Source organism: Paenibacillus sp. Y930 (genome assembly GCF_056786375.1).
In genome coordinates this window covers 41725-61483 of record NZ_JBXCIX010000008.1, presented here as the reverse complement: position 1 = coordinate 61483, position 19759 = coordinate 41725, and the positions used below count along the sequence as shown (strand labels likewise).

Annotated in this window: 17 protein-coding genes and 1 other annotated feature (1 of these 18 cut by a window edge); of the genes, 16 read left to right on the top strand and 1 reads right to left on the bottom strand. The window is 40.2% G+C overall.

Features of this window, described 5'->3' with window-relative positions:
* Positions 1–74: a binding site (T-box leader), on the top strand; it begins 162 nt to the left of the window's first position.
* Positions 75–159: 85 nt separating this feature from the next.
* The gene (gene thrS, locus AC1TO5_RS18810; protein ID WP_482064383.1) at positions 160–2097 is read left to right on the top strand and encodes a threonine--tRNA ligase; all 1938 of its coding nucleotides are present in this window, start codon (positions 160–162) and stop codon (positions 2095–2097) included.
* Between the two features lie 32 nt (positions 2098–2129).
* Here thrS and AC1TO5_RS18805 read toward each other — a convergent pair whose 3' ends face one another.
* Entirely contained in the window at positions 2130–3038 is a 909-nt protein-coding gene (locus AC1TO5_RS18805) for a LysR family transcriptional regulator (RefSeq protein WP_482064382.1), read from the bottom strand.
* Between the two features lie 173 nt (positions 3039–3211).
* On the opposite strand from AC1TO5_RS18805, the gene AC1TO5_RS18800 reads away from it, so the two are divergent.
* The 15 genes from AC1TO5_RS18800 to aroF all read left to right on the top strand — a co-directional run bounded on the left by AC1TO5_RS18800 (position 3212) and on the right by aroF (position 19757).
* Positions 3212–4246 carry an ABC transporter ATP-binding protein gene (locus AC1TO5_RS18800; protein ID WP_482064381.1) on the top strand — a complete coding sequence of 345 codons (1035 nt, stop codon included), beginning with the start codon at positions 3212–3214 and terminating at the stop codon, positions 4244–4246.
* 5 nt (positions 4247–4251) lie between these two features.
* Positions 4252–5349, top strand: a complete 1098-nt coding sequence (locus tag AC1TO5_RS18795) for an ABC transporter substrate-binding protein (protein WP_482064421.1) — start codon at positions 4252–4254, stop codon at positions 5347–5349.
* A 54-nt stretch (positions 5350–5403) separates the two neighbouring features.
* The gene (locus AC1TO5_RS18790; RefSeq protein ID WP_482064420.1) at positions 5404–7029 is read left to right on the top strand and encodes an ABC transporter permease; all 1626 of its coding nucleotides are present in this window, start codon (positions 5404–5406) and stop codon (positions 7027–7029) included.
* An 8-nt stretch (positions 7030–7037) separates the two neighbouring features.
* A complete protein-coding gene (locus AC1TO5_RS18785; RefSeq protein WP_482064380.1) occupies positions 7038–8312 on the top strand; it encodes an MBL fold metallo-hydrolase in 1275 nt (424 codons plus the stop codon).
* A 90-nt stretch (positions 8313–8402) separates the two neighbouring features.
* Positions 8403–8564 (top strand): hypothetical protein, encoded by a 162-nt coding sequence (locus AC1TO5_RS18780; protein ID WP_482064379.1) that lies wholly within the window; start codon positions 8403–8405, stop codon positions 8562–8564.
* Between the two features lie 236 nt (positions 8565–8800).
* Complete coding sequence (locus AC1TO5_RS18775) at positions 8801–9253, top strand: DUF2269 family protein (RefSeq protein WP_482064378.1); 453 nt, start codon at positions 8801–8803, stop codon at positions 9251–9253.
* 259 nt (positions 9254–9512) lie between these two features.
* On the top strand, positions 9513–10301 hold the full coding sequence (gene liaF, locus AC1TO5_RS18770) for a cell wall-active antibiotics response protein LiaF (RefSeq protein ID WP_482064377.1): 789 nt from the start codon (positions 9513–9515) through the stop codon (positions 10299–10301).
* Between the two features lie 3 nt (positions 10302–10304).
* Positions 10305–11342 (top strand): sensor histidine kinase, encoded by a 1038-nt coding sequence (locus AC1TO5_RS18765; protein WP_482064376.1) that lies wholly within the window; start codon positions 10305–10307, stop codon positions 11340–11342.
* Complete coding sequence (locus AC1TO5_RS18760) at positions 11339–12001, top strand: response regulator (protein ID WP_482064375.1); 663 nt, start codon at positions 11339–11341, stop codon at positions 11999–12001. Before AC1TO5_RS18765 ends, AC1TO5_RS18760 begins: the two co-directional genes overlap by 4 nt.
* Positions 12002–12230: 229 nt before the next feature.
* A complete protein-coding gene (locus AC1TO5_RS18755) occupies positions 12231–12716 on the top strand; it encodes a hypothetical protein (protein ID WP_482064374.1) in 486 nt (161 codons plus the stop codon).
* Between the two features lie 465 nt (positions 12717–13181).
* A complete protein-coding gene (locus AC1TO5_RS18750; RefSeq protein ID WP_482064373.1) occupies positions 13182–14852 on the top strand; it encodes a S1C family serine protease in 1671 nt (556 codons plus the stop codon).
* A 71-nt stretch (positions 14853–14923) separates the two neighbouring features.
* Positions 14924–15616 carry a response regulator transcription factor gene (locus tag AC1TO5_RS18745; protein ID WP_482064372.1) on the top strand — a complete coding sequence of 231 codons (693 nt, stop codon included), beginning with the start codon at positions 14924–14926 and terminating at the stop codon, positions 15614–15616.
* A 4-nt stretch (positions 15617–15620) separates the two neighbouring features.
* The gene (locus AC1TO5_RS18740; protein ID WP_482064371.1) at positions 15621–17090 is read left to right on the top strand and encodes a sensor histidine kinase; all 1470 of its coding nucleotides are present in this window, start codon (positions 15621–15623) and stop codon (positions 17088–17090) included.
* A gap of 254 nt (positions 17091–17344) precedes the next feature.
* The gene (locus AC1TO5_RS18735) at positions 17345–18295 is read left to right on the top strand and encodes a 4-hydroxy-3-methylbut-2-enyl diphosphate reductase (protein ID WP_482064370.1); all 951 of its coding nucleotides are present in this window, start codon (positions 17345–17347) and stop codon (positions 18293–18295) included.
* A gap of 397 nt (positions 18296–18692) precedes the next feature.
* Complete coding sequence (aroF, locus tag AC1TO5_RS18730) at positions 18693–19757, top strand: 3-deoxy-7-phosphoheptulonate synthase (RefSeq protein ID WP_482064369.1); 1065 nt, start codon at positions 18693–18695, stop codon at positions 19755–19757.
* The last annotated feature ends 2 nt before the right edge of the window (positions 19758–19759 follow it).

Sequence of the window (19759 nt, the reverse complement as noted above, 5' to 3'; positions counted from 1 at the left end):
GATTTTTACGAGGACTGCAATTGATGTAGTTGAAGTAGGGTGGAACCACGAGCTGACAAGCACTCGTCCCTTTTTGGGATGTGTGCTTTTTTTGTGCTTTATTTTAAGGACAAGAAGCAGATTCATGACAAACATAATAATTTTAGGAGGTCGTATGTAATGAGTATTAATGTAACTTTCCCAGATGGCGCTGTACGTGAATATCCGGTAGGAACAACTACTGAAGATATTGCAGCATCGATTAGCTCTGGACTGAAAAAAAATGCAATTGCAGGTAAAGTAAATGGTAAAGTCGTAGACGTATATGCACCGATTGAAGCTGACGCGACGGTTGAAATTGTTACTGTTGATAGTGCGGATGGTCTGGAAGTATATCGTCATAGTACAGCTCACCTTATGGCGCAAGCGATCAAACGCATTTACAAAGATGCAGATATTAAGCTTGGTATTGGTCCAGTTATTGAGGATGGTTTCTACTATGATCTTGATATGGAGCAATCACTTACTCCTGAGGATCTCGTGAAAATTGAGAAAGAAATGAATCGCATTGCTGGTGAAAACTTGCCAATTCGTCGTCGTGAAGTTTCTCGTGCAGAGGCGCTAGCTATATTTACTGAGCTGCAAGATAATTTGAAATTAGAATTGATTAACGATCTTCCAGAAGACTCCGTTATTACAATGTATGATCAAGGTGAATTCTTCGATCTATGTCGTGGACCGCATCTACCAAGCACAGGACGTATTAAAGCATTCAAGCTACTTAGCGTAGCAGGTGCTTACTGGCGTGGAGATTCTAAGAACAAAATGCTACAACGTATTTACGGTACTGCATTTGCTAAGAAAGCAGAACTAGATGAGCATCTTCATTTCCTAGAGGAAGCGAAAAAACGTGACCACCGTAAACTTGGTAAAGAGTTGAAAATGTTCACATTCTCTCGTGAAGTTGGTCAAGGTCTACCATTATGGTTACCGAACGGTTCCAAAATCCGTAGAACAATGGAGCGTTATATCGTTGACCTAGAGGAACGTCTAGGCTATGAGCATGTATATACTCCAGTACTAGCGAACGTTGAGCTGTACAAAATTTCAGGTCACTGGGACCACTACAGCGAAGATATGTTCCCTCCAATGCAACTGGATAATGAAGAGCTTGTTCTTCGTCCTATGAACTGTCCGCATCATATGATGGTGTATAAGAGTGATATGCGTTCTTATCGCGATCTTCCAGTTCGAATTGCTGAGATGGGTACAATGCACCGTTATGAGATGTCAGGCGCGCTAACTGGTCTTCATCGCGTACGTGCGATGACATTGAATGATGCTCATATCTTCTGTCGTCCTGATCAAATTAAAGAAGAGTTTGCTCGCGTTGTTAACTTAATTCGTAAAGTTTACGAGGATTTCGGCATTAAAGAATATCGTTTCCGTCTATCTTATCGTGATCCTAAGGATACTGAGAAGTACTTCCAAAATGATGAGATGTGGGAAATGTCGCAACGTATGCTGCGTGAAGTTGTTGAAGAACTTGAGCTTCCATTCTTTGAAGCCGAAGGCGAAGCTGCTTTCTATGGTCCTAAGTTAGATGTACAGATCAAAACTGCACTTGGTAAAGAGGAGACATTGTCTACTGCACAATTGGACTTCTTACTACCTGAACGTTTTGAGCTTGAATATATCGGTGACGATGGTAAGAAGCATCGTCCAGTCGTTATTCATCGTGGTATTATTAGTACAATGGAACGTATGACTGCATACTTGATTGAAAACTTTGCAGGTGCGCTTCCACTATGGTTATCGCCAGTTCAAGCTAAAATCATTCCTGTATCTACTGTATACGATGAGTATGCAATGAAAGTGAATGATCTATTGCTAGAAGCGGGTATTCGTGTGGAGAAGGATCTTCGTAATGAGAAGCTTGGCTACAAGATTCGTGAAGCGCAGCTAGAGAAAGCTCCGTATATGCTTGTTATCGGTGAGAATGAGATGCAAGCAGGCACTGTAGCCATTCGTAAGCGTGGCGAGGGTGATATTGGTTCTATGCCAATTGCTGAGTTTATTGCTCTTGTACAACAAGAGATTGCTACTAAAGCTCAATAATAATGTATTAAGCGGCCGATCTGACTTATTAGTCAGATCGGCTTTTTCTCTCTAACAATCTCCAGAAAAGCATTCATTTGTGGAGATATCCAACGCTCAGGACTATAGCAGACAAAGATCATGCGGGATGGGAAATCTTTATGAATATTCTTACAAGCAAGCTTACCCGAATCAACTTCTTCTTGAATAGCGGTATGGGAGATGAAAGTTATATTGTTACCATGCATAAGCGTACGTTTAATGGATTCTAAAGAATCCATCTCCATGCCGTTAGTTAATGTAATTTTGTTTGTTTGCGCCCAATGATTGGTCATTTCACGTGTTGTAGATTGTGAACCGTGTAGTAGAAAAGGGTAAGCTGCAAGCTCTTCAGGTAATGTTGCAGCTTGATCGAAATCAGCTTTTTTTGCAAGTGGATGGTCTGCAGAAAAGGCGACGACAAGCTTATCATCACAAATTTCTTCGTAATACAGTCCGTCTTCAGTGTTGGCATTTTGAGCGGATATGAAGCCGATGTCAATTTGTCGCTCTGCTAACATTTGGCGAATGACAGGTGCAGTGCGTATCGTAAGTCGAACCTCTACTTCAGGGTATGTTTCTCTAAATTGATGAATCCACACAGGAAGCAAATAGGTACCTGCTACGTAACTTGCTCCAATATGAAATATTCCCTTCTCCGGTGAGCGTTGCTCAGCCATTATACGTCCTGCTTCAAGTCCCAGTGCTCTAATTTTCCGCGCATAATGAAGTAATGCATTTCCAGCACGAGTGAGTTTATATCTACCGCCATATGTTTCAAAGAGTGGTACACCATATTGCTCCTCTAGACTTTTCATATGAAAGGTAATCGTCGGTTGCTTGACGCCCAGTGCGTCTGCGACGGCGGTTATTTTTTTATGTTGATCAAGTAGTACAACAATATCTAATTTAATAAAATTCATGTTGGATTGCCTCCAGTAGAAGATTTTGTACCTCGGAGTATAGATTATCTCTATGAGAATGTAAAGATACTAATAGTTTATTTAATAAACACTTAACACTACGAAGATATCCAGCTGATGAATAAAGATTAATCTGTAGACAAGCAAGAAAAGACGAGATGGGAGTGAAGGACATGGAGGTGGAATTAAGTGGCGTAACCAAAACATTTGATGGCACGGCTGCGCTTCATCCGCTCAATTTGAAAATAGCTTCAGGAACCTTTACTACATTACTCGGTCCATCGGGCTGTGGTAAAACAACGCTGTTACGGTTGATTGCTGGGTTAGAAGGCCCCGACAGTGGAGCGATACGAATCGGGGGTAAGCTCGTTTGCGATGCCGCCAACGGTATCAATTTACCACCACAGCAAAGGGAATTAGGAATGGTATTTCAGGATTTTGCACTGTGGCCGCATATGACAGTATATGAAAATATTGCATTCGGACCTAAGGCGCGGGGACGACGCAAGGAGGTTGCAGAGCAAGTGGCAGAAGCTATTGAAGCTGTGCGTTTGCAAGGGTTCGAGAAGAGATACCCACATCAGTTATCTGGAGGTCAACAACAACGTGTTGCCTTTGCTCGTTCGATTGCTTCTCGCGCTAGACTCATTCTGTTTGATGAACCACTTAGTGCACTTGATGCCTTACTTCGAGATGAAATGCGCGAAGAGCTTGTTCAGATGGTGCGTAAATTAGGTTTGACTGCAATTTATGTTACGCATGATCAAACGGAAGCTATGTCGATGTCAGATACAATTATCGTCATGAAGCAAGGAGAGGTTCTTCAGCGTGGTAAGCCAGAGGAAATCTATCATGCACCTACTCATCCATTCGTTGCTCAATTTGTAGGTCGTTCCAATTGGGTGGAGCCAAATATTCGAATGGTGAGACCTGAAAATGTCCGTTGGATAGCAAGATCTGGTGATCGTATATTTGAAGGTATTGTTACTCGAGTTTCATATTTCGGTGATCGCTATGAGGTAGCAGTGAGGCTGGCAGATGATACGATCTGGACAGCTTATCATAACGAACGGATGACTCTTGGTCAAAAGATTCAGTTAGTTGTGGCTGAGCAGCATATTCATACGCTGGGAGAAAAGTATCGATCTATAAATGAAATATCAATGGTAAAAGAGCAAGGCAAACTTAGGGAGGTTATTAACCGATGAAAGCAATGAAAAACAATGTAATGAGATTGGTATCTTGGCAATGGTCGCTCGCGATGTTATTGATTTTGAGTAGTGTACTTACAGCTTGTGGTAGTAATAACAACACGAACAGCAATCGTACAAATGCAACGGAGAAGCCCCCTGTTACTCAATCCACTGAACAATCTGAAAATAAGGGAGCTACACCAGCACCATCTGGAAAAGTTGTCGTTTATACTGCTGGTCCAGAAGGGCTAGCTACAAAAATTAAAGAAGGCTTTGAAGCAAAATACGGAATTACAGTTGAACAATTTGACGGTACAACTGGTAAAGTGTTGGGCAGATTGGAAGCGGAGAAAAGCAATCCGATAGCAGATATTGTAGTCGTAGCATCTTGGCCAACTGCTATGTCTATGAAAGCAGATGGTTGGGTACAAGGCTATCCTGATGCAGAAAATGCTGATAAGTTACAGTCTGGTTGGGTAGATTCCGATTACCATTTGTTCGGATATAGCGCTTCAGCACTAGGCATAACTTACAATACTAAATTAGTTACAGAGATCCCTACTGATTGGTCTGATTTGACAGATCCCAAATGGAAGGGACTAGTTAATATTCCTGATCCTTCATTGTCAGGTTCTGCCCTTGATTTTATTTCTGGTTACCTGAATGATAAGGGTGAAAATGATTGGAGCTTATTCGAAGATTTGAAGGCAAATGGCGTAGCGATGGCTGGTGCTAATAAGGAAGCCTTGGATCCAGTTATTACCGGAGCTAAAAGTGCGGTAATGGCTGGTGTTGACTACATGGCATATAGCGCGAAAGCAAAAGGTGAACCGGTTGATATTGTTTACCCTGACAGTGGAACAGTTATTAATCCTCGTGCAGCAATGATTATGAAAACTTCACCAAATGTTGAAAATGCTCGTTTGTTCATTGATTACCTTCTATCTGATGAAGCACAAGCACTTGTTACTGGTGCATATTTACTGCCAGGAAGAGCTGATATCAAAGCGGAGAATAGAACGAATATTGAAGACATTAAGCTATTGAACTATGACTGGAACTGGATGAGCGAACAAGGCGAAACAATTAGCGCACAATTTCTGGAGCTATTCAAATAAGTTATGAATAACTTATTTCGCGGGGGGCTACGGCTCCCCGCTTCCTCGTGGAGAATGCTAGTGGGGCTGTTATTGCTTACATTGTTAGTGGCAGTTCCATTAACAATGGTATTACTGCACAGCGTGTTTCCTAATGACACATTTGATGCGTTCGCTCCGTTAAAAGTGTTGTCTGATCCAGGTCTTATCTCTATTTTTTGGAACTCTATTGTGCTCGGAGGATGGGTCGTTCTAGGCTCTACATTGCTAGCTTTACCAATGGCTTTTTTGTCAGCTAGAACGTCAATTGGTCGTCACGCTTGGCTTGACGTAGTTCTTATTATTCCTTTCATGACACCACCCTATATCGGCTCAATGGGATGGATACTCTTCATGCAGCGACGCGGCTTTGCAGAACAGTTGTTTCCCGCTGTCGCGTGGATAACTCCCCACTTTTTTAGCTTGCTCGGGATGGTCGCCATTATGAGCCTGCATTTGTTTCCTTTCCTGTATCTCATTTTGCGCAATTCACTTATGCGCATAGGAGGCTCGTTGGAGGAAGCAGGGAGTGTTCATGGTGGCAATATGTTTTATTTGTTACGACGAGTCATATTTCCGTTATTGTTAGGCAGTTATGCTATGGGAGCTTTACTTGTGTTTGTTAAGACCATTGCTGAATTTGGAACACCTGCGACATTTGGGCGACAAATTGGCTATTACGTATTAACTAGTGAGATTCATCGGTTTACTTCAAGCTGGCCAATAGATTTTGGTAAAGCTACGTCATTAGCGTCCATTTTACTTGGAGCTTGTCTAATATTTTGGTATGTACAGAATGTTATTAGTCAAAAGTATCAATATAAAACGCTAAGCGGGAAAGGTATGCGCACTCGGATGTTGCCTTTGCGTGGCTGGCGATCGATTTTTGGCTGGGGTTATATTGGTTTATTATTACTATTTTCTATTGGGATTCCTTATTTCTCGATTATCGTTACTTCATTGCAAAAGTTGAGAGGTAATGGTCTCGCCTGGACTAATATATCTCTGGAACATTATATGGAGCTACTCCGTCCAGGTTCAAAGGGCTGGCAAGCATTAATCAATAGTATGGGACTGGCTGCTATAGCTGCAACGGTTGCTGTTCTTATCGGTACTTTTCTAGTATTGCAGATGGGAAGCTTAAAGCGTTGGTCTCAGCGTGGTCTAGATATGTTGAGCCTTCTACCGAACACCGTTCCTGGCATTGTTATCGTAGTTGGATTAATTTTATTATGGAATGCACCTTGGATGCCAATTTCAATTTATAACACATACTCAATGGTTGTTCTCACCTATGTAGTGTTCTTTTTACCTTACTCCGTGCAATATGTAAAAGCATCGGCGGGGCAGATTGATAGTAGTTTATTACAGGCAGGAAGAGTGTTTGGGGGTCAACCATTTTACATTTTTCGGAGAGTTATATTGCCTTTACTCGTTCCTGGTATTTTGGCAGGTTGGATGATGACTTTTACGATCTCAGCCCGTGAGCTAGTGGCTTCATTAATGGTACTGCCACCTTCTATGCAGGTGACTGCTACGTATATATTCGGTCAGTTTGAGCAGGGCGAGGTGTCATTAGGGATGGCTATGGCAGTTGTCTCCGTCGGTTTGACAACTTTAGTACTGGTTGTAATGAATCATCTAGGTGCGGACAGAAAGTGAGGAGATTTATGCAACAACATCTTAAAGTGGATGTATGGGGAGGAGCAGGTGAGCACGGAAGGTCTTGTTACCTGGTAGAGGGCGATGAACTATCGATATTACTTGATTGTGGTGGCAAGAAGGAATATGGTGGCGTATATCCGCGAATCGTAGCAGAACAAGTGCGTTCATTGAACGCCGTATTTCTTTCACATGCGCATGAAGATCATATGGCGGCTCTACCTCTACTATTACAGTATGGGTATAAAGGGGATATTTGGTTAACGAAAGAAACTTACCGGCAATTGCCAGCGTATGCTCGTGCTTGGCGCTCTTACGTACAGTCGCATGGTAAGGAAATGCCTTATGAAGTAGCGGATTGGAAAAAACTACACTATCGCTTTATTGATGATGAATTACAAGAGGATGGTTGGGTGTCGATTTTGCCAGGGCTACGACTTTGCTTTGGACCAAGTGGACATTTACCTGGTGCAGTTTGGTTGCTACTTGAGCTTGAAGGTAGTTTAGTTTTTTATTCAGGCGATTATAGCTCAGAGTCATCCTTATTACAGTCAACGATGCCAGATCAGTCGTTATTGAATGGACAACAAATTGATATAGCGATTGTAGATGCTGCGTATGGTGATGCAGCAGAGGATCAGTCTTACCATGTGGCACAGCTAATTGAAAAGCTAGATATTGTACATCAACGAGGAGGGCATGTGTTACTCCCAGTACCTTTAATTGGTAGAGGCTTAGATCTTATTGTGGAAATAAACGAACAACTTCCAAAGTTACCTATTGCAGCGGAATTAAATTTGATTAATGAATGGGAGCGGTTGATTCAGTGTGAGACTTCGAACCAGTGGTTGCGTAGTGAATCATTAAGCAAGCTTGATGAAGCGCTTTGTAAGGTACAACATATTGCAGGAGAAGCAGAGCGTAGACTGTTACTTAAAGGTGAGCCACATATTATTTTGTCAACCGACGGGATGATGCTTGCTGAGCCAGCACGTAGCTACGGAAAGTGGTTAAGCAAAAGTTCAAAACATGCGATTGTATTTACAGGTCATCTGAGTGAGGATGCTCATCTATTTGCTGGAGCGGGATGTGAAATTGTCTCCTGCCGATATAAAGTGCATCAAGGATTGCCTGATGTTCAAAAAATGTTGCTAGAGCTACAGCCGTTACAAGTATTATTGGTTCATGCTGGAGTCGATAAGACTGAACGATTGATTAAGCATTTAGCTAAGCTTGGATATATTAAAGTACAAGGTCAGTTATTACAGCAATATATTTGTTGAAACGATTCCCTTACCTCCCAAATAAAGGCGATTAAAATGATGCATATGAAAATGCCAATTGCTCATACTAGTCTAGGGAGGTGATTACCGATGGCTAACAATAAAAATAAACAATTTGCAAAAAGTAACATTCCACAAGGCACTCCACAAAGTATGACTCAAGATACTGAGTTCTCACAAGAGATTAATGTTAACGAGATTAAGAACCAAAATTCTTTATCTAAACAAAACAACAAAAAGAACAAAAATTAGGTTAGATAATATAATGTACAAGAAGGAGAGGCTGAAAAGCCTCTCTTTTTTGCTATTCGATATTATTGGTCAAAGTATGAATTATTTGTAGCAACAAGAAAAGTACTTATATTGTACATATTACAGTGGAAAATATAAGCTATAATTATAATAATAGTTAGACTAAATGTTTTCGGTAATAAAATATTACATAATAAGTTTGATGCTATCGGTGAACGTAGAACGGAGTGTAAATTATGACGCTATATGGTGCGCTAGTATTTGTACATGTATTTTCAGCGATTTCGAGTATGGGGCCAGGGTTTATATTGACTTTAATCGTATCGAAGTCTAATACAATGAGCGAATTGAAGCATGCTTATTCTATTCGGCATCGTATCCATATTATTGTTATGATTGGTGGAACGTTGCTATTAATTACGGGATTATGGATGGGCATATTACGACCTTATTTATTTACAGGGGGATGGTATGTCGTGAGCTTAGTACTATTTTTGGTCGCTTTAGCGTTCGGTCCGTTGGTATTATCACCAAGGTCGCGTCCGATTAAACAATTGTTGAAGGAACATATAGGTGAAGAAATTCCCAAGCAGTATTATACATTATCCAAAAAGCTATTCTTTTATGAACATATTGAAAATGTAATATTTATAGTAATAATTATATTAATGCTTACGAAGCCTTTCTAAGTGAAAACAAGCTAATTTTAGAAGAAGTAGAGCTAGTTGAGTCTGCATCGCAAAATAGATTAAGATCAATAAGCACTCGTGAGCTATTTTGCGATTGCTTTTTCGTATTGAATAAAGTTGCGTCAAACAACTCTGTAGCAACTTCGAATTCCCGCTCTCAGTCTCTAGACCGAGAACAATTTCAATCTATCGACGCTGTGTGGAATTGTTAAATTTAGCTATACTACATATATAAGAACGACGAGAGGATGGATGTACAATGAAACGCTCATTTTTTGATAAATACGGTGTTGGACTAATTATTATTGTGGTCGGTAGCTGGTTTCTGGGGAAACAGCTTGGTTTTATCCATTTTGGACTTGGTAGGATCATTACTATTTTAATAGGCGTTATGGTTATATATTATGGTGTGAAAATGATTACGAATAATCGTAAGCATGAGGAGCAGAGCGATTCCACCTGGAATAAATACAATCCGAATATGCAGCCACCGCCACCTTTACATGAAGATCCAACAATGAAGGGCACAGAATATGAAGATGACAGATATTCATCTCAGAACGGACCAACCTATGAGGAGTCGCCACCATCTTCATCCCGTTCCAAATGGAAAAACTTTGGACATGATCATTCATACGACCATACATTTGATGAATTCGGTGATCACAAAATAAATAAGTCTACGTTTATTGGTGATTTTCACTTTGGCAAGCAGCACTGGGAGCTTAAACCAATGAATTTATCAGCATTTATTGGAGATACAACCATTGATCTGACAAAGGCACAAATTCCGTACGGAGAAACTCGGATTATTATTTCAGCATTTATCGGTGATATTAAAGTATTTATACCGAATGATGTTACGGTTGGGGTTAGAGTACAGATGAATGCATTTATCGGTGAGAGTAAATTTCTAGATCAACGCGAAGGTGGAATTATGTCGTCGCAAATGAATCAGCAAAGCAGTCATTTCAATGAATGTGAGCGAAAAGTAGTGATTGTCGTCTCAACATTTATTGGTGATGTAAAGGTGAAGAAAGTAGGGTAAGCTATGGCTTCTATTAAGCTGAATAAAGTTAAAGCATTTTCGCTTGCTAATCGCGTTTTGCTACTGTCGATTAGTTCTACAGTGATCGGGCTGGGACTTTATATATTGTTAGAGCCATATTATCATACGATTTCCCTTTGGCTTATAACAGTTGTAATAACGGTACTTTATAGTGCCGTTCTTGCTCATTTTATTACTAGAAAAGAACGTAATAGTTTGGAACGATTAGAATATGCGATCAAAAATGCAGTTAACGGTGATTATGGTGCAAGGGTGCATTATAATAATGATGATCCGCTAACCGAACTGTTTGAACCGTTTAATGAGTTTCTTGAACAGACGGAGCAAAAGCTATCGTATTTGCAAGTATTAGGTGAAGCGCGCGTACTGCAGGAATCTGACTCGATCGAGTCTGCTGTGCTGGAAGAGCGTAAGCGGCTTGCTCGTGATCTGCATGATAGTGTAAGTCAGCAATTATTTGCCATTCATATGTGTGCATCATCCATTACAAAATTACGCGAGGTCAATCCGGAGCAAGCGGACCAAGTCATGCTACAGCTTGTTACGATGTCGAGTACCGCTCAGCAGCAGATGCGGAAATTTATCGCACATTTAAGACCGATGGAGTTAGAAAATCGCAGCTTGCAAGGTGCATTAACACATTGGTATCCTGATTACTGTCGGCAAAATAATATACAAGGTAAGCTAGAATATCGAATCGAGGAGCCTTTGTCTGAAGCGAAGGAGCATCAGCTGTTTCTCATTATTCAAGAGGCAATGGCCAATATTGTAAAACATTCTCTAACAGAGACCTGTCAATTAACATTATATGAGACGGATAGTCAAGTTATTATGACGTTACAGGATGATGGAATCGGCTTTAAGCATGAAGCTTTATCGAGAAAATCATATGGGCTATCGACAATGCAAGAGCGAGCGCAGAAGCTGAGTGGCCTAACTGAAATTATTAGTAAAGAAGGTAGAGGTACAATTGTCAAAGTAACGATACCTAAGCTGAAAGAGAAGGAGTTACAGTCATGAGTGGAGATGAGCAAGTGAAAATAATGATCGTCGATGACCATGATATGGTGCGATTAGGCTTGAAAACATATTTGATGCTAGAGCCTAGTTTTTCAGTTATCGCAGAATGTAGTGATGGGCAAGCAGCGCTACAATTTCTCAATTCCCTAGATGAGGCAGAGCATCCGGATCTAATTTTAATGGATTTGATGATGCCCGTAATGAATGGAATTGATGCAACGCGCAGTATTGTCAGTCAATACCCTGCTATGAAAATAGTGATGCTGACAAGCTTTCTGGAAGATGATAAAGTATATCAATCGATTGAAGCAGGAGCAATTAGCTATGTGTTGAAAACCGTTTCTGCGGAAGAGCTAATCTTTGCTTTGAAGGGAGCGTTTAAAGGGATGCCTGTCATGACAACGGAGGTTTCACAGTCTTTGACAAGAGGCTTGCGCGTCCAACGTAGTCAGCAGGGGGATGAAAGCTTTACTGAACGAGAACGAGAAGTACTGCTACTCGTCGCTGATGGCATGTCCAATAAAGAAATCGCTGAAGAGCTTCATATTAGTATTAAGACGGTCAAAACTCATGTTAGTAATTTGTTGATGAAATGTGAACTTGATGATCGTACGCAATTAGCAGTACTTGCTCATCGTAAAGGTTGGGCTAATCGCTAGCTCCGAGAAAAATTACTGTTCCAATCGCCGTTGTCCTCGGATTTATCGTAATGGGAATAGCGGTATAAATTCGAGGACAAAAACGAACGCATACCACTAGCAATTAGTTCTCGGAACTATGGGTAGCTAGGTGTTGAATAAAAACAAAGTAACGTAATAAATCGATACATAGACCAACGGTTAGAATGTTATTCTAACTGTTGGTCTAAACTTTAAAAAGGGGGACCATATGTTAAGAAAAATTGGTATAGTATTATTTATGGCAATAGCATTAGTTGGATGCTCTAAAGAAAACGACAATAATAGCAATAGTATGATTGTTAAGGAAAACACTATTGTTACATTGGTTGAACATAATGAAGGAACTTTAATGAGTTTTGAGTATCGTCTTAAAAATTCATCTAACGAATTTATAGGTCCATTTTATTTTAACTATGTTTTTTACGGAGATATGATACAACAATATTTAGATAGAGATGAGTATTCATCTTATAAAATAATGGGAGGACCGGGTATCCAATTAAAACCGAGTGAAACATATCAAGGCGGTGATAACATAGAAATAATAGAAGTTATAGCCGAACCCAAACAACTACAAGATGAAATAACGAACAATAATACTATTGAAATTCAGATTATTGATATAAATACTGAAGAAATAGTGGAAACACAATGGATTAACAACTTCAGATATGTCAACGAAATTACCAAATAGCATGTTCGATTATTAAAACCTCCCGCGGATATTCGCGTTTTTTTTCGTTTATTCTATCAATTTGAAGTTTCATATGAGAGCATAGTAAAAAATAGATCACTACTTAGGTACCAAGATAAGAGAGACCTAGTATCTCGAAAGACCCGTCTGTAGTGCCAAATTTGGCGTTACAGCGCCATAGTAACTCGAAAGTCCCGTCTGTAGTGCCACTTTTGTTTTATTAAGTTGGTGAATGAACTAAGTAGTACCAAAAATAGTGTACATCAAAATACAATGAAAACGAAATTTGCATATTCAAAATTATTTGAAATTCATGTTTTTTTAAGCTTGCTTTAAGGAAGATTGTGCAAAATAGAGATATCGAAACAATAGGAAATGAAATTCATATAAAGTATACTTCGTAACAAGGCTAGAGTAATCACCTTATATTCAGAAGTATATGAATAGATCGAGGAGGAGTACACAATGGATAATAACAATAAAAACAATTATGATGACTTTTTCAAAAACGGAGGAAACTCTAATGCATCGGAAAGTAACGACAAAGCTGAGATCAATAATGGAGATGCAGAGTCCAGCTATAATGTGAATGAGCAGCAAAGAGGGCAATCACAGCAGCAACAGCAAATATACGGTCAATCTCCAAATTCGAATAGCGATGATGCAAGGCATTATTATACTTACGGTAATGCTCGACCAAATACTACGATGCAACCAACAGCACCATCGCCTTATCAGCAGCCTGTATATGGCAATCAGGCAACAACACCAGCATATAATGAACTAGATCAAGTACCACCGAATTATCGTCCGTTTACAATATCGCAAGGCGGAGGTAATGATGCTTCTGGTACAGGTAAAGAGAAGAAACAATCGAGTGGTTTCGGCAAGGTTTTCCTGTCCTTTATGGCAGGCGTCATTGCAGTGGGTCTATTAATGTATACAGCAGATGTACAAAATTGGTTCTCTACTGATTCACCGGTATCAACGCAATCATCAACGCTAAAAAATGGTTCAAACGAATCATTGAAAACAGCTGTTACAGAAAAAGGAAGTTCAGTATCATCTAGCAATGTAATGGAAGACCGTCCTACTAATATTGCATCGTTGTTCCAATCAGCTAGCCCGGCTGTAGTGAAGATTGAGACCTATGCATCATATTCATCGGGTCGTGGCGGCTCAAGCTCTTTACTCGATGATCCATTCTTTAGACAGTTTTTCGGTGATAGCATACCGAAATCTAATAGCGGAGATATTAGCTCAAGCGGTGAAATGGAACAAACAGGTATGGGAACTGGATTCTTCTTTGATGAAACAGGTTATATTTTAACGAATCAGCATGTTATTGGAGACGCTGATGAAATCCGTGTCGTTGTTGAAGGCCATGACAAACCACTTGTTGCAGAGCTTTTGGGTTCCAGCTATGAGCTAGACCTTGCTGTCTTGAAAGTAACAGGCGATGAACCATTTCCTACTTTAGCATTAGGTAGCTCGGAAGATATTAAAATCGGTGACTGGGTTGTAGCCATTGGTAACCCTTATGGCTTTGATCATACATTAACGGTTGGGGTGTTGAGTGCGAAAGAACGTCCGATTGATATATCTGACACAGAAGGTACTCGTAACTATGAGAATTTATTACAAACGGACGCATCGATCAATCCAGGTAACTCTGGTGGTCCATTGCTTAACTTAAATGGTGAGGTTATTGGAATTAACACTGCGGTAAGCTCTACAGCACAAGGGATAGGCTTTGCTATTCCGACTTCAACGATTAATGAAGTGTTAGATTCCTTGAAAAACAATAAGGCAATACCGAAAGCAGCTGCGCCATTTATCGGTGCTGAGTTACAGGATATAACAGAAGTAATCTCCGAAGAACTAGGATTGTCTAGCACTGAAGGTACGATCGTAAGAAGTGTCTACTATAATTCTCCTGCCTATGTCGGTGACCTGAAGCAATTCGACGTTATTATTGGTATAGACAATGAATCGATTAAGACGACGCAAGCGCTTATAGATTATATTAAGAATAAAGAGGTTGGTACATCGATCGAGCTGCAAATTATTCGTAACAATAAAAATATGACGCTTTCCGTCATGATTGGCGATAAAAACGAATTTGGCTTAAAATAATATATAAATGAAATAAAGACGCGGGGGATAGTTCTCTGCGTCTTTGTTACTAGAATTCGGAGGTTGTACATATGAGACAACATATATTAGTAATCGATGACGACGATAAAATAACGTCGATGTTAAGGCGTTCACTCGCTTTTGAAGGATATGAAATAACGATTGCTAACAACGGTGCAGATGGCTTGAAAAGCTTTATGATCAAAGAACCTGATCTCGTTATATTGGATGTGATGATGCCTTATATCGATGGCATGGAAGTATGTAGGCGCATTCGTGAAAGTGGTAGTCAAGTGCCGATTCTAATGCTTACAGCTAAAGATGAAGTGAGCGATCGTGTGAAGGGATTGGATCTAGGGGCTGACGATTATGTTGTAAAGCCCTTTGCGCTAGAGGAATTATTGGCAAGAGCTAGAGCATTATTCCGTAGGAAAGTGGACAAGCAGGACAAAGCAGAAACTGTATTAACTTACGAGGATCTAGTGCTTGATATAGATGCGAGAGAAGCGATTCGTGCTGGACGAAGAATCGAATTAACTTCTAAGGAATATGACCTGCTATTATTATTTATGCAAAATCCGAAGCGGGTATTAACGAGAGATGTAATTATGGAAAAAATATGGGGCTATGATTTCAGTGGGGAATCTAACGTTCTTGAAGTATATATTGCAATGCTACGCCAAAAGCTAGAGGAAGGCGGGCATAGTCGTATTATTATTACGGTTCGAGGAACGGGTTACGTGCTTAGAGGAGAGGTAGGTTAAAGCATTGTCACTACGAATTAGATTAACACTTTGGTATTCAGGATTACTTACAGGAGCATTAATTATTTTCGGAGTTATCGTCTATGTATTTATTAACTGGAATACGTACGCTGAGCTTAAAGAGTCTGTAAAGGCGGAAAGTGAACGATTAGTTATTACGGGGACATTAATGTTCGACAAACTTGATCTTAATATTGACCGTCAATCGCGAATTGAAGGCAAAAATATGTATGTCCAGCTAATTAATTATCACGAAGGTAATTATAGACAGTCTTCGAATTTAAATGAACAAAATATTGTTATACCATATCCTGATGCTTCACCTTCGTTACAGGATGGTTTTGTCGAAGTAATGGTCGAGCTGGATCATAAAAAATATCGGATGATTACGTATCAACGTCCGCTTGCGACCAATGGAGTATTAGTTGGTTTGCTGCAAGTTGGAGCGATTCCATATTACGAAGATCAATTTTTAACAGGTTTACGTAATACATTGCTATTCTCTTCAATCATCGTCGTACTTATTGCATTTACGATTGGCTTAATTATTGCGAGAAAAGCATTGCGTCCTATTGAAAATGTTATTAATGCCACACAGCAGATCGAGAATGGTGCTGATCTAAGTGTACGGATACCGATGCCACCGGTGAAGGATGAAATTGGTACGCTTGTTACTACGCTGAATATGATGCTGTCTCGCTTGGAGAAGGCTTATAACGAACTAGATGAAGCTTATATGGCGCAGCGTCGCTTTGTGTCTGATGCATCACATGAGCTTCGTACGCCACTTACAACAATTCGTGGTAATATCGATCTGCTCGATAAAATGTGGAAGCAGACGAAGCGACAAAGTGGAGCGATTAGTGAGCAGTTAGAGCATATAAATATTAGTGGTACTCATTTTGAGTTATCGCATGAGGCAATTACGGATATTTCTGCGGAGGCTAAGCGAATGTCAACGCTTGTTAATGACTTGCTCGCTCTCGCTCGTGCCGATGCAGGTTATATAATGGAGAGAGAACAAGTCAATATTTTAAACTTGACCGAAGCTGTTGTTCGTCGAGCGCAATTATTGCCTCGATCAGCCAATTGGGAAGTCGGTGCTCTTTCTGAATTAAAGGATGTTTATATTTATGGTAGTGAGGATTATTTGCAGCAATTATTGTTTGTCTTTATTGAAAATGCATTCAAATATACTCCTGTTGGTGATGTGAAATTTTCCGTTAGACGAACTGAGAATCATATCGCCTGGGTAATAGAGGATAATGGTATCGGAATGAACCCTGATCAAGTACCCCATATATTTGACCGTTTCTATCGCGCTGACGTATCTCGAGGGGTAACGGTTGGTACTGGACTAGGATTGGCAATTGCGAAATGGATACTAGATGAACATCAAGGTAGTGTAGAAGTGGCAACACTGGAAGGTAAAGGGACGACATTTACGGTATGGTTGCCGATAGACTGTTCCTAATTAGTAGGATGGTCTATAATGGAGAGAGAGGAAGTTCAAAATAGCGGACTTTGATAACGATGTTATGCTGACGTGGCGTACTCGGCATCGAATATGAAGCTAATTTTTGAAAGTGCGGTTCGCATGTACCAATAACGTACACTTGCGCTTCCACCTTTCGAAAATTTTCTCCATCTTCTTGGTTCTGAAATCCCGCTTTTTGAACCTTTATTGAAAGTAGAAGTTCAAATGATAATGAGAGTAGGTGCGATGAGATGGAAATTGTGAAAATATCTCCACGAGGTTATTGCTACGGAGTTGTAGATGCAATGGTATTGGCATTGCAAACTGTCAAAAACAAGAATTTACCAAGACCGATATATATATTAGGTATGATTGTTCATAATGCTCATGTTACAGATGCATTTGAAACAGAAGGTGTCATCACATTAGATGGTGAGAATCGTCTTGAAATATTGGAACAAATTGAAGAAGGTACGGTCATTTTTACAGCACATGGCGTTTCACCTGAAGTTCGTCAAAGGGCTCGTGAAAAAGGTCTTACTGTCGTTGATGCAACATGTCCAGATGTAACGAGAACGCATGATATTATTCGTGAGAAAAGCGAGCAAGGCTTCCATACGATCTATATTGGTAAAAAGGGACATCCTGAGCCCGAGGGTGCGATTGGTGTTGCTCCTAATATGGTACATCTTATCGAGAAGGAGCACGAGATTGCGGACTTACAGTTCGAAGACAATACTCCGCTGCTAATTACGAACCAAACGACGATGTCGCAATGGGATATTAGACATATTATTGATCAGCTTAAGGAGAAATTCCCGCATGCTGAAGTTCATAATGAAATCTGTCTTGCTACACAAGTTCGCCAGGAAGCAGTTGCTGGTCAAGCAGGTGAAGCACAGCTATGTATCGTAGTTGGTGACCCACGAAGTAATAACTCTAATCGTTTAGCTCAAGTGTCCGAAGAGATTGCAGGTGTGAAAGCATATCGGATTTCCGATCTATCTGAATTGAAGCAGGAATGGTTACATGGTATTGATCGTGTAGCGGTTACTTCTGGTGCTTCTACTCCGACGGCATTGACGAAGGAAGTTATTGAATATCTTGAAAAGTATGATCATAATGACTCAACAACTTGGGAGCTTAATCGCTCCGTTAATATGAGTAAAATTTTACCGAGAATTAAGACAAAAACTGTGTAAACAATACAACAATATGAGAAGCCCTTTCTTACTAGTGATTTTATTAGTGAGGAAGGGCTAATTCTGTATTGTCGCGTACGTCAAATAGACATGACTTATGCCGTAATCCCCTATTCAATAAATCCGAGGCCAACGGCGATCGTAACAGCAATTAGTTCTTGTAGCGTCCCGCGAGCATCCCGGGCGAACCGACTAATCATTGCAACGCTACTCATTACATTAATCAGCTAATTAATTTATAACTATTGACGAACGAGGAAAACTAATGTATATTTACTTTAGTGGATAAAAGCATAAAAGCTATAAAGCACAAAAGCTTAAAAGCGTCTAAGTGAAAAAGTTGATTAGTGAAACAAAACATTATATAGCTTAATAAGCAAATAGGGAGAGATAACTAATGATCGTAATTACAAAAAACAATGTGTCAGATGAGCGTATTTCGGAGATTGTATCCTGCATTGAACGTAAGGATGGGATGCAAGCTCATGTATCGAAAGGGACGGATCGTACAGTGATCGGAATTATAGGTCAAGCAGATTCACAGCTTGGCGAACAATTAAGAGCAATGAATGATGTAGATAATGTTATTAAAATTTCCAAATCATATAAGCTTGCAAGTAGAGACTTCCACCCTGATGATACCGTTATTGACATCAATGGAGTGAAAATTGGTGGAGAGCATGTTGTCGTTATGGGCGGTCCATGTGCAGTTGAAAGTCCAGAGCAAATTGATGAAATTGCTCGTCTTGTCAAAGCGGCAGGTGGTCAAGTGCTACGCGGCGGTGCTTTCAAGCCGAGAACAGGTCCTTATAGCTTCCAAGGTGTAGGTGTTGAAGGATTAGTGATGATGGCCGAAGCGGGCAAGAAGCACGGCTTGCTGACGATTACAGAAGTAATGACACCAGAGTATGTTGATGTATGTGCAGAGTACGCAGATATATTGCAAGTAGGTACACGCAATATGCAAAACTTTGATTTGCTTCGTAAACTAGGTACAATCAAAACTCCAGTGCTATTGAAACGCGGCTTTAGTGCAACATATGATGAGCTACTGAATGCAGCTGAATATATTCTTGCTGGAGGAAATCCAAATGTTATGCTATGCGAGCGTGGAATAAGAACATTCGAAAGCTACACACGTAATACATTGGATCTTACGGCGATTCCTGTACTGCAATCACTTAGTCATCTGCCAGTAATATCTGATCCAAGTCATGGCACAGGTAGACGTGAGCTTGTTGAACCGATGTCTAAAGCATCATTAGCAGCTGGAGCAAATGGATTGATCATTGAAATGCACACTGATCCTGACAATTCTATGACTGGTGATGGCGTACAATCATTATTCCCAGATCAGTTTGCTAACCTGCTGAAAGATCTTGAAAAACTTGCACCGATCGTTGGCAAATCATTTGATACGGTGAAAGCTCCTGCAGAAGCATTTACAGAGTGGAAGAAATAGAA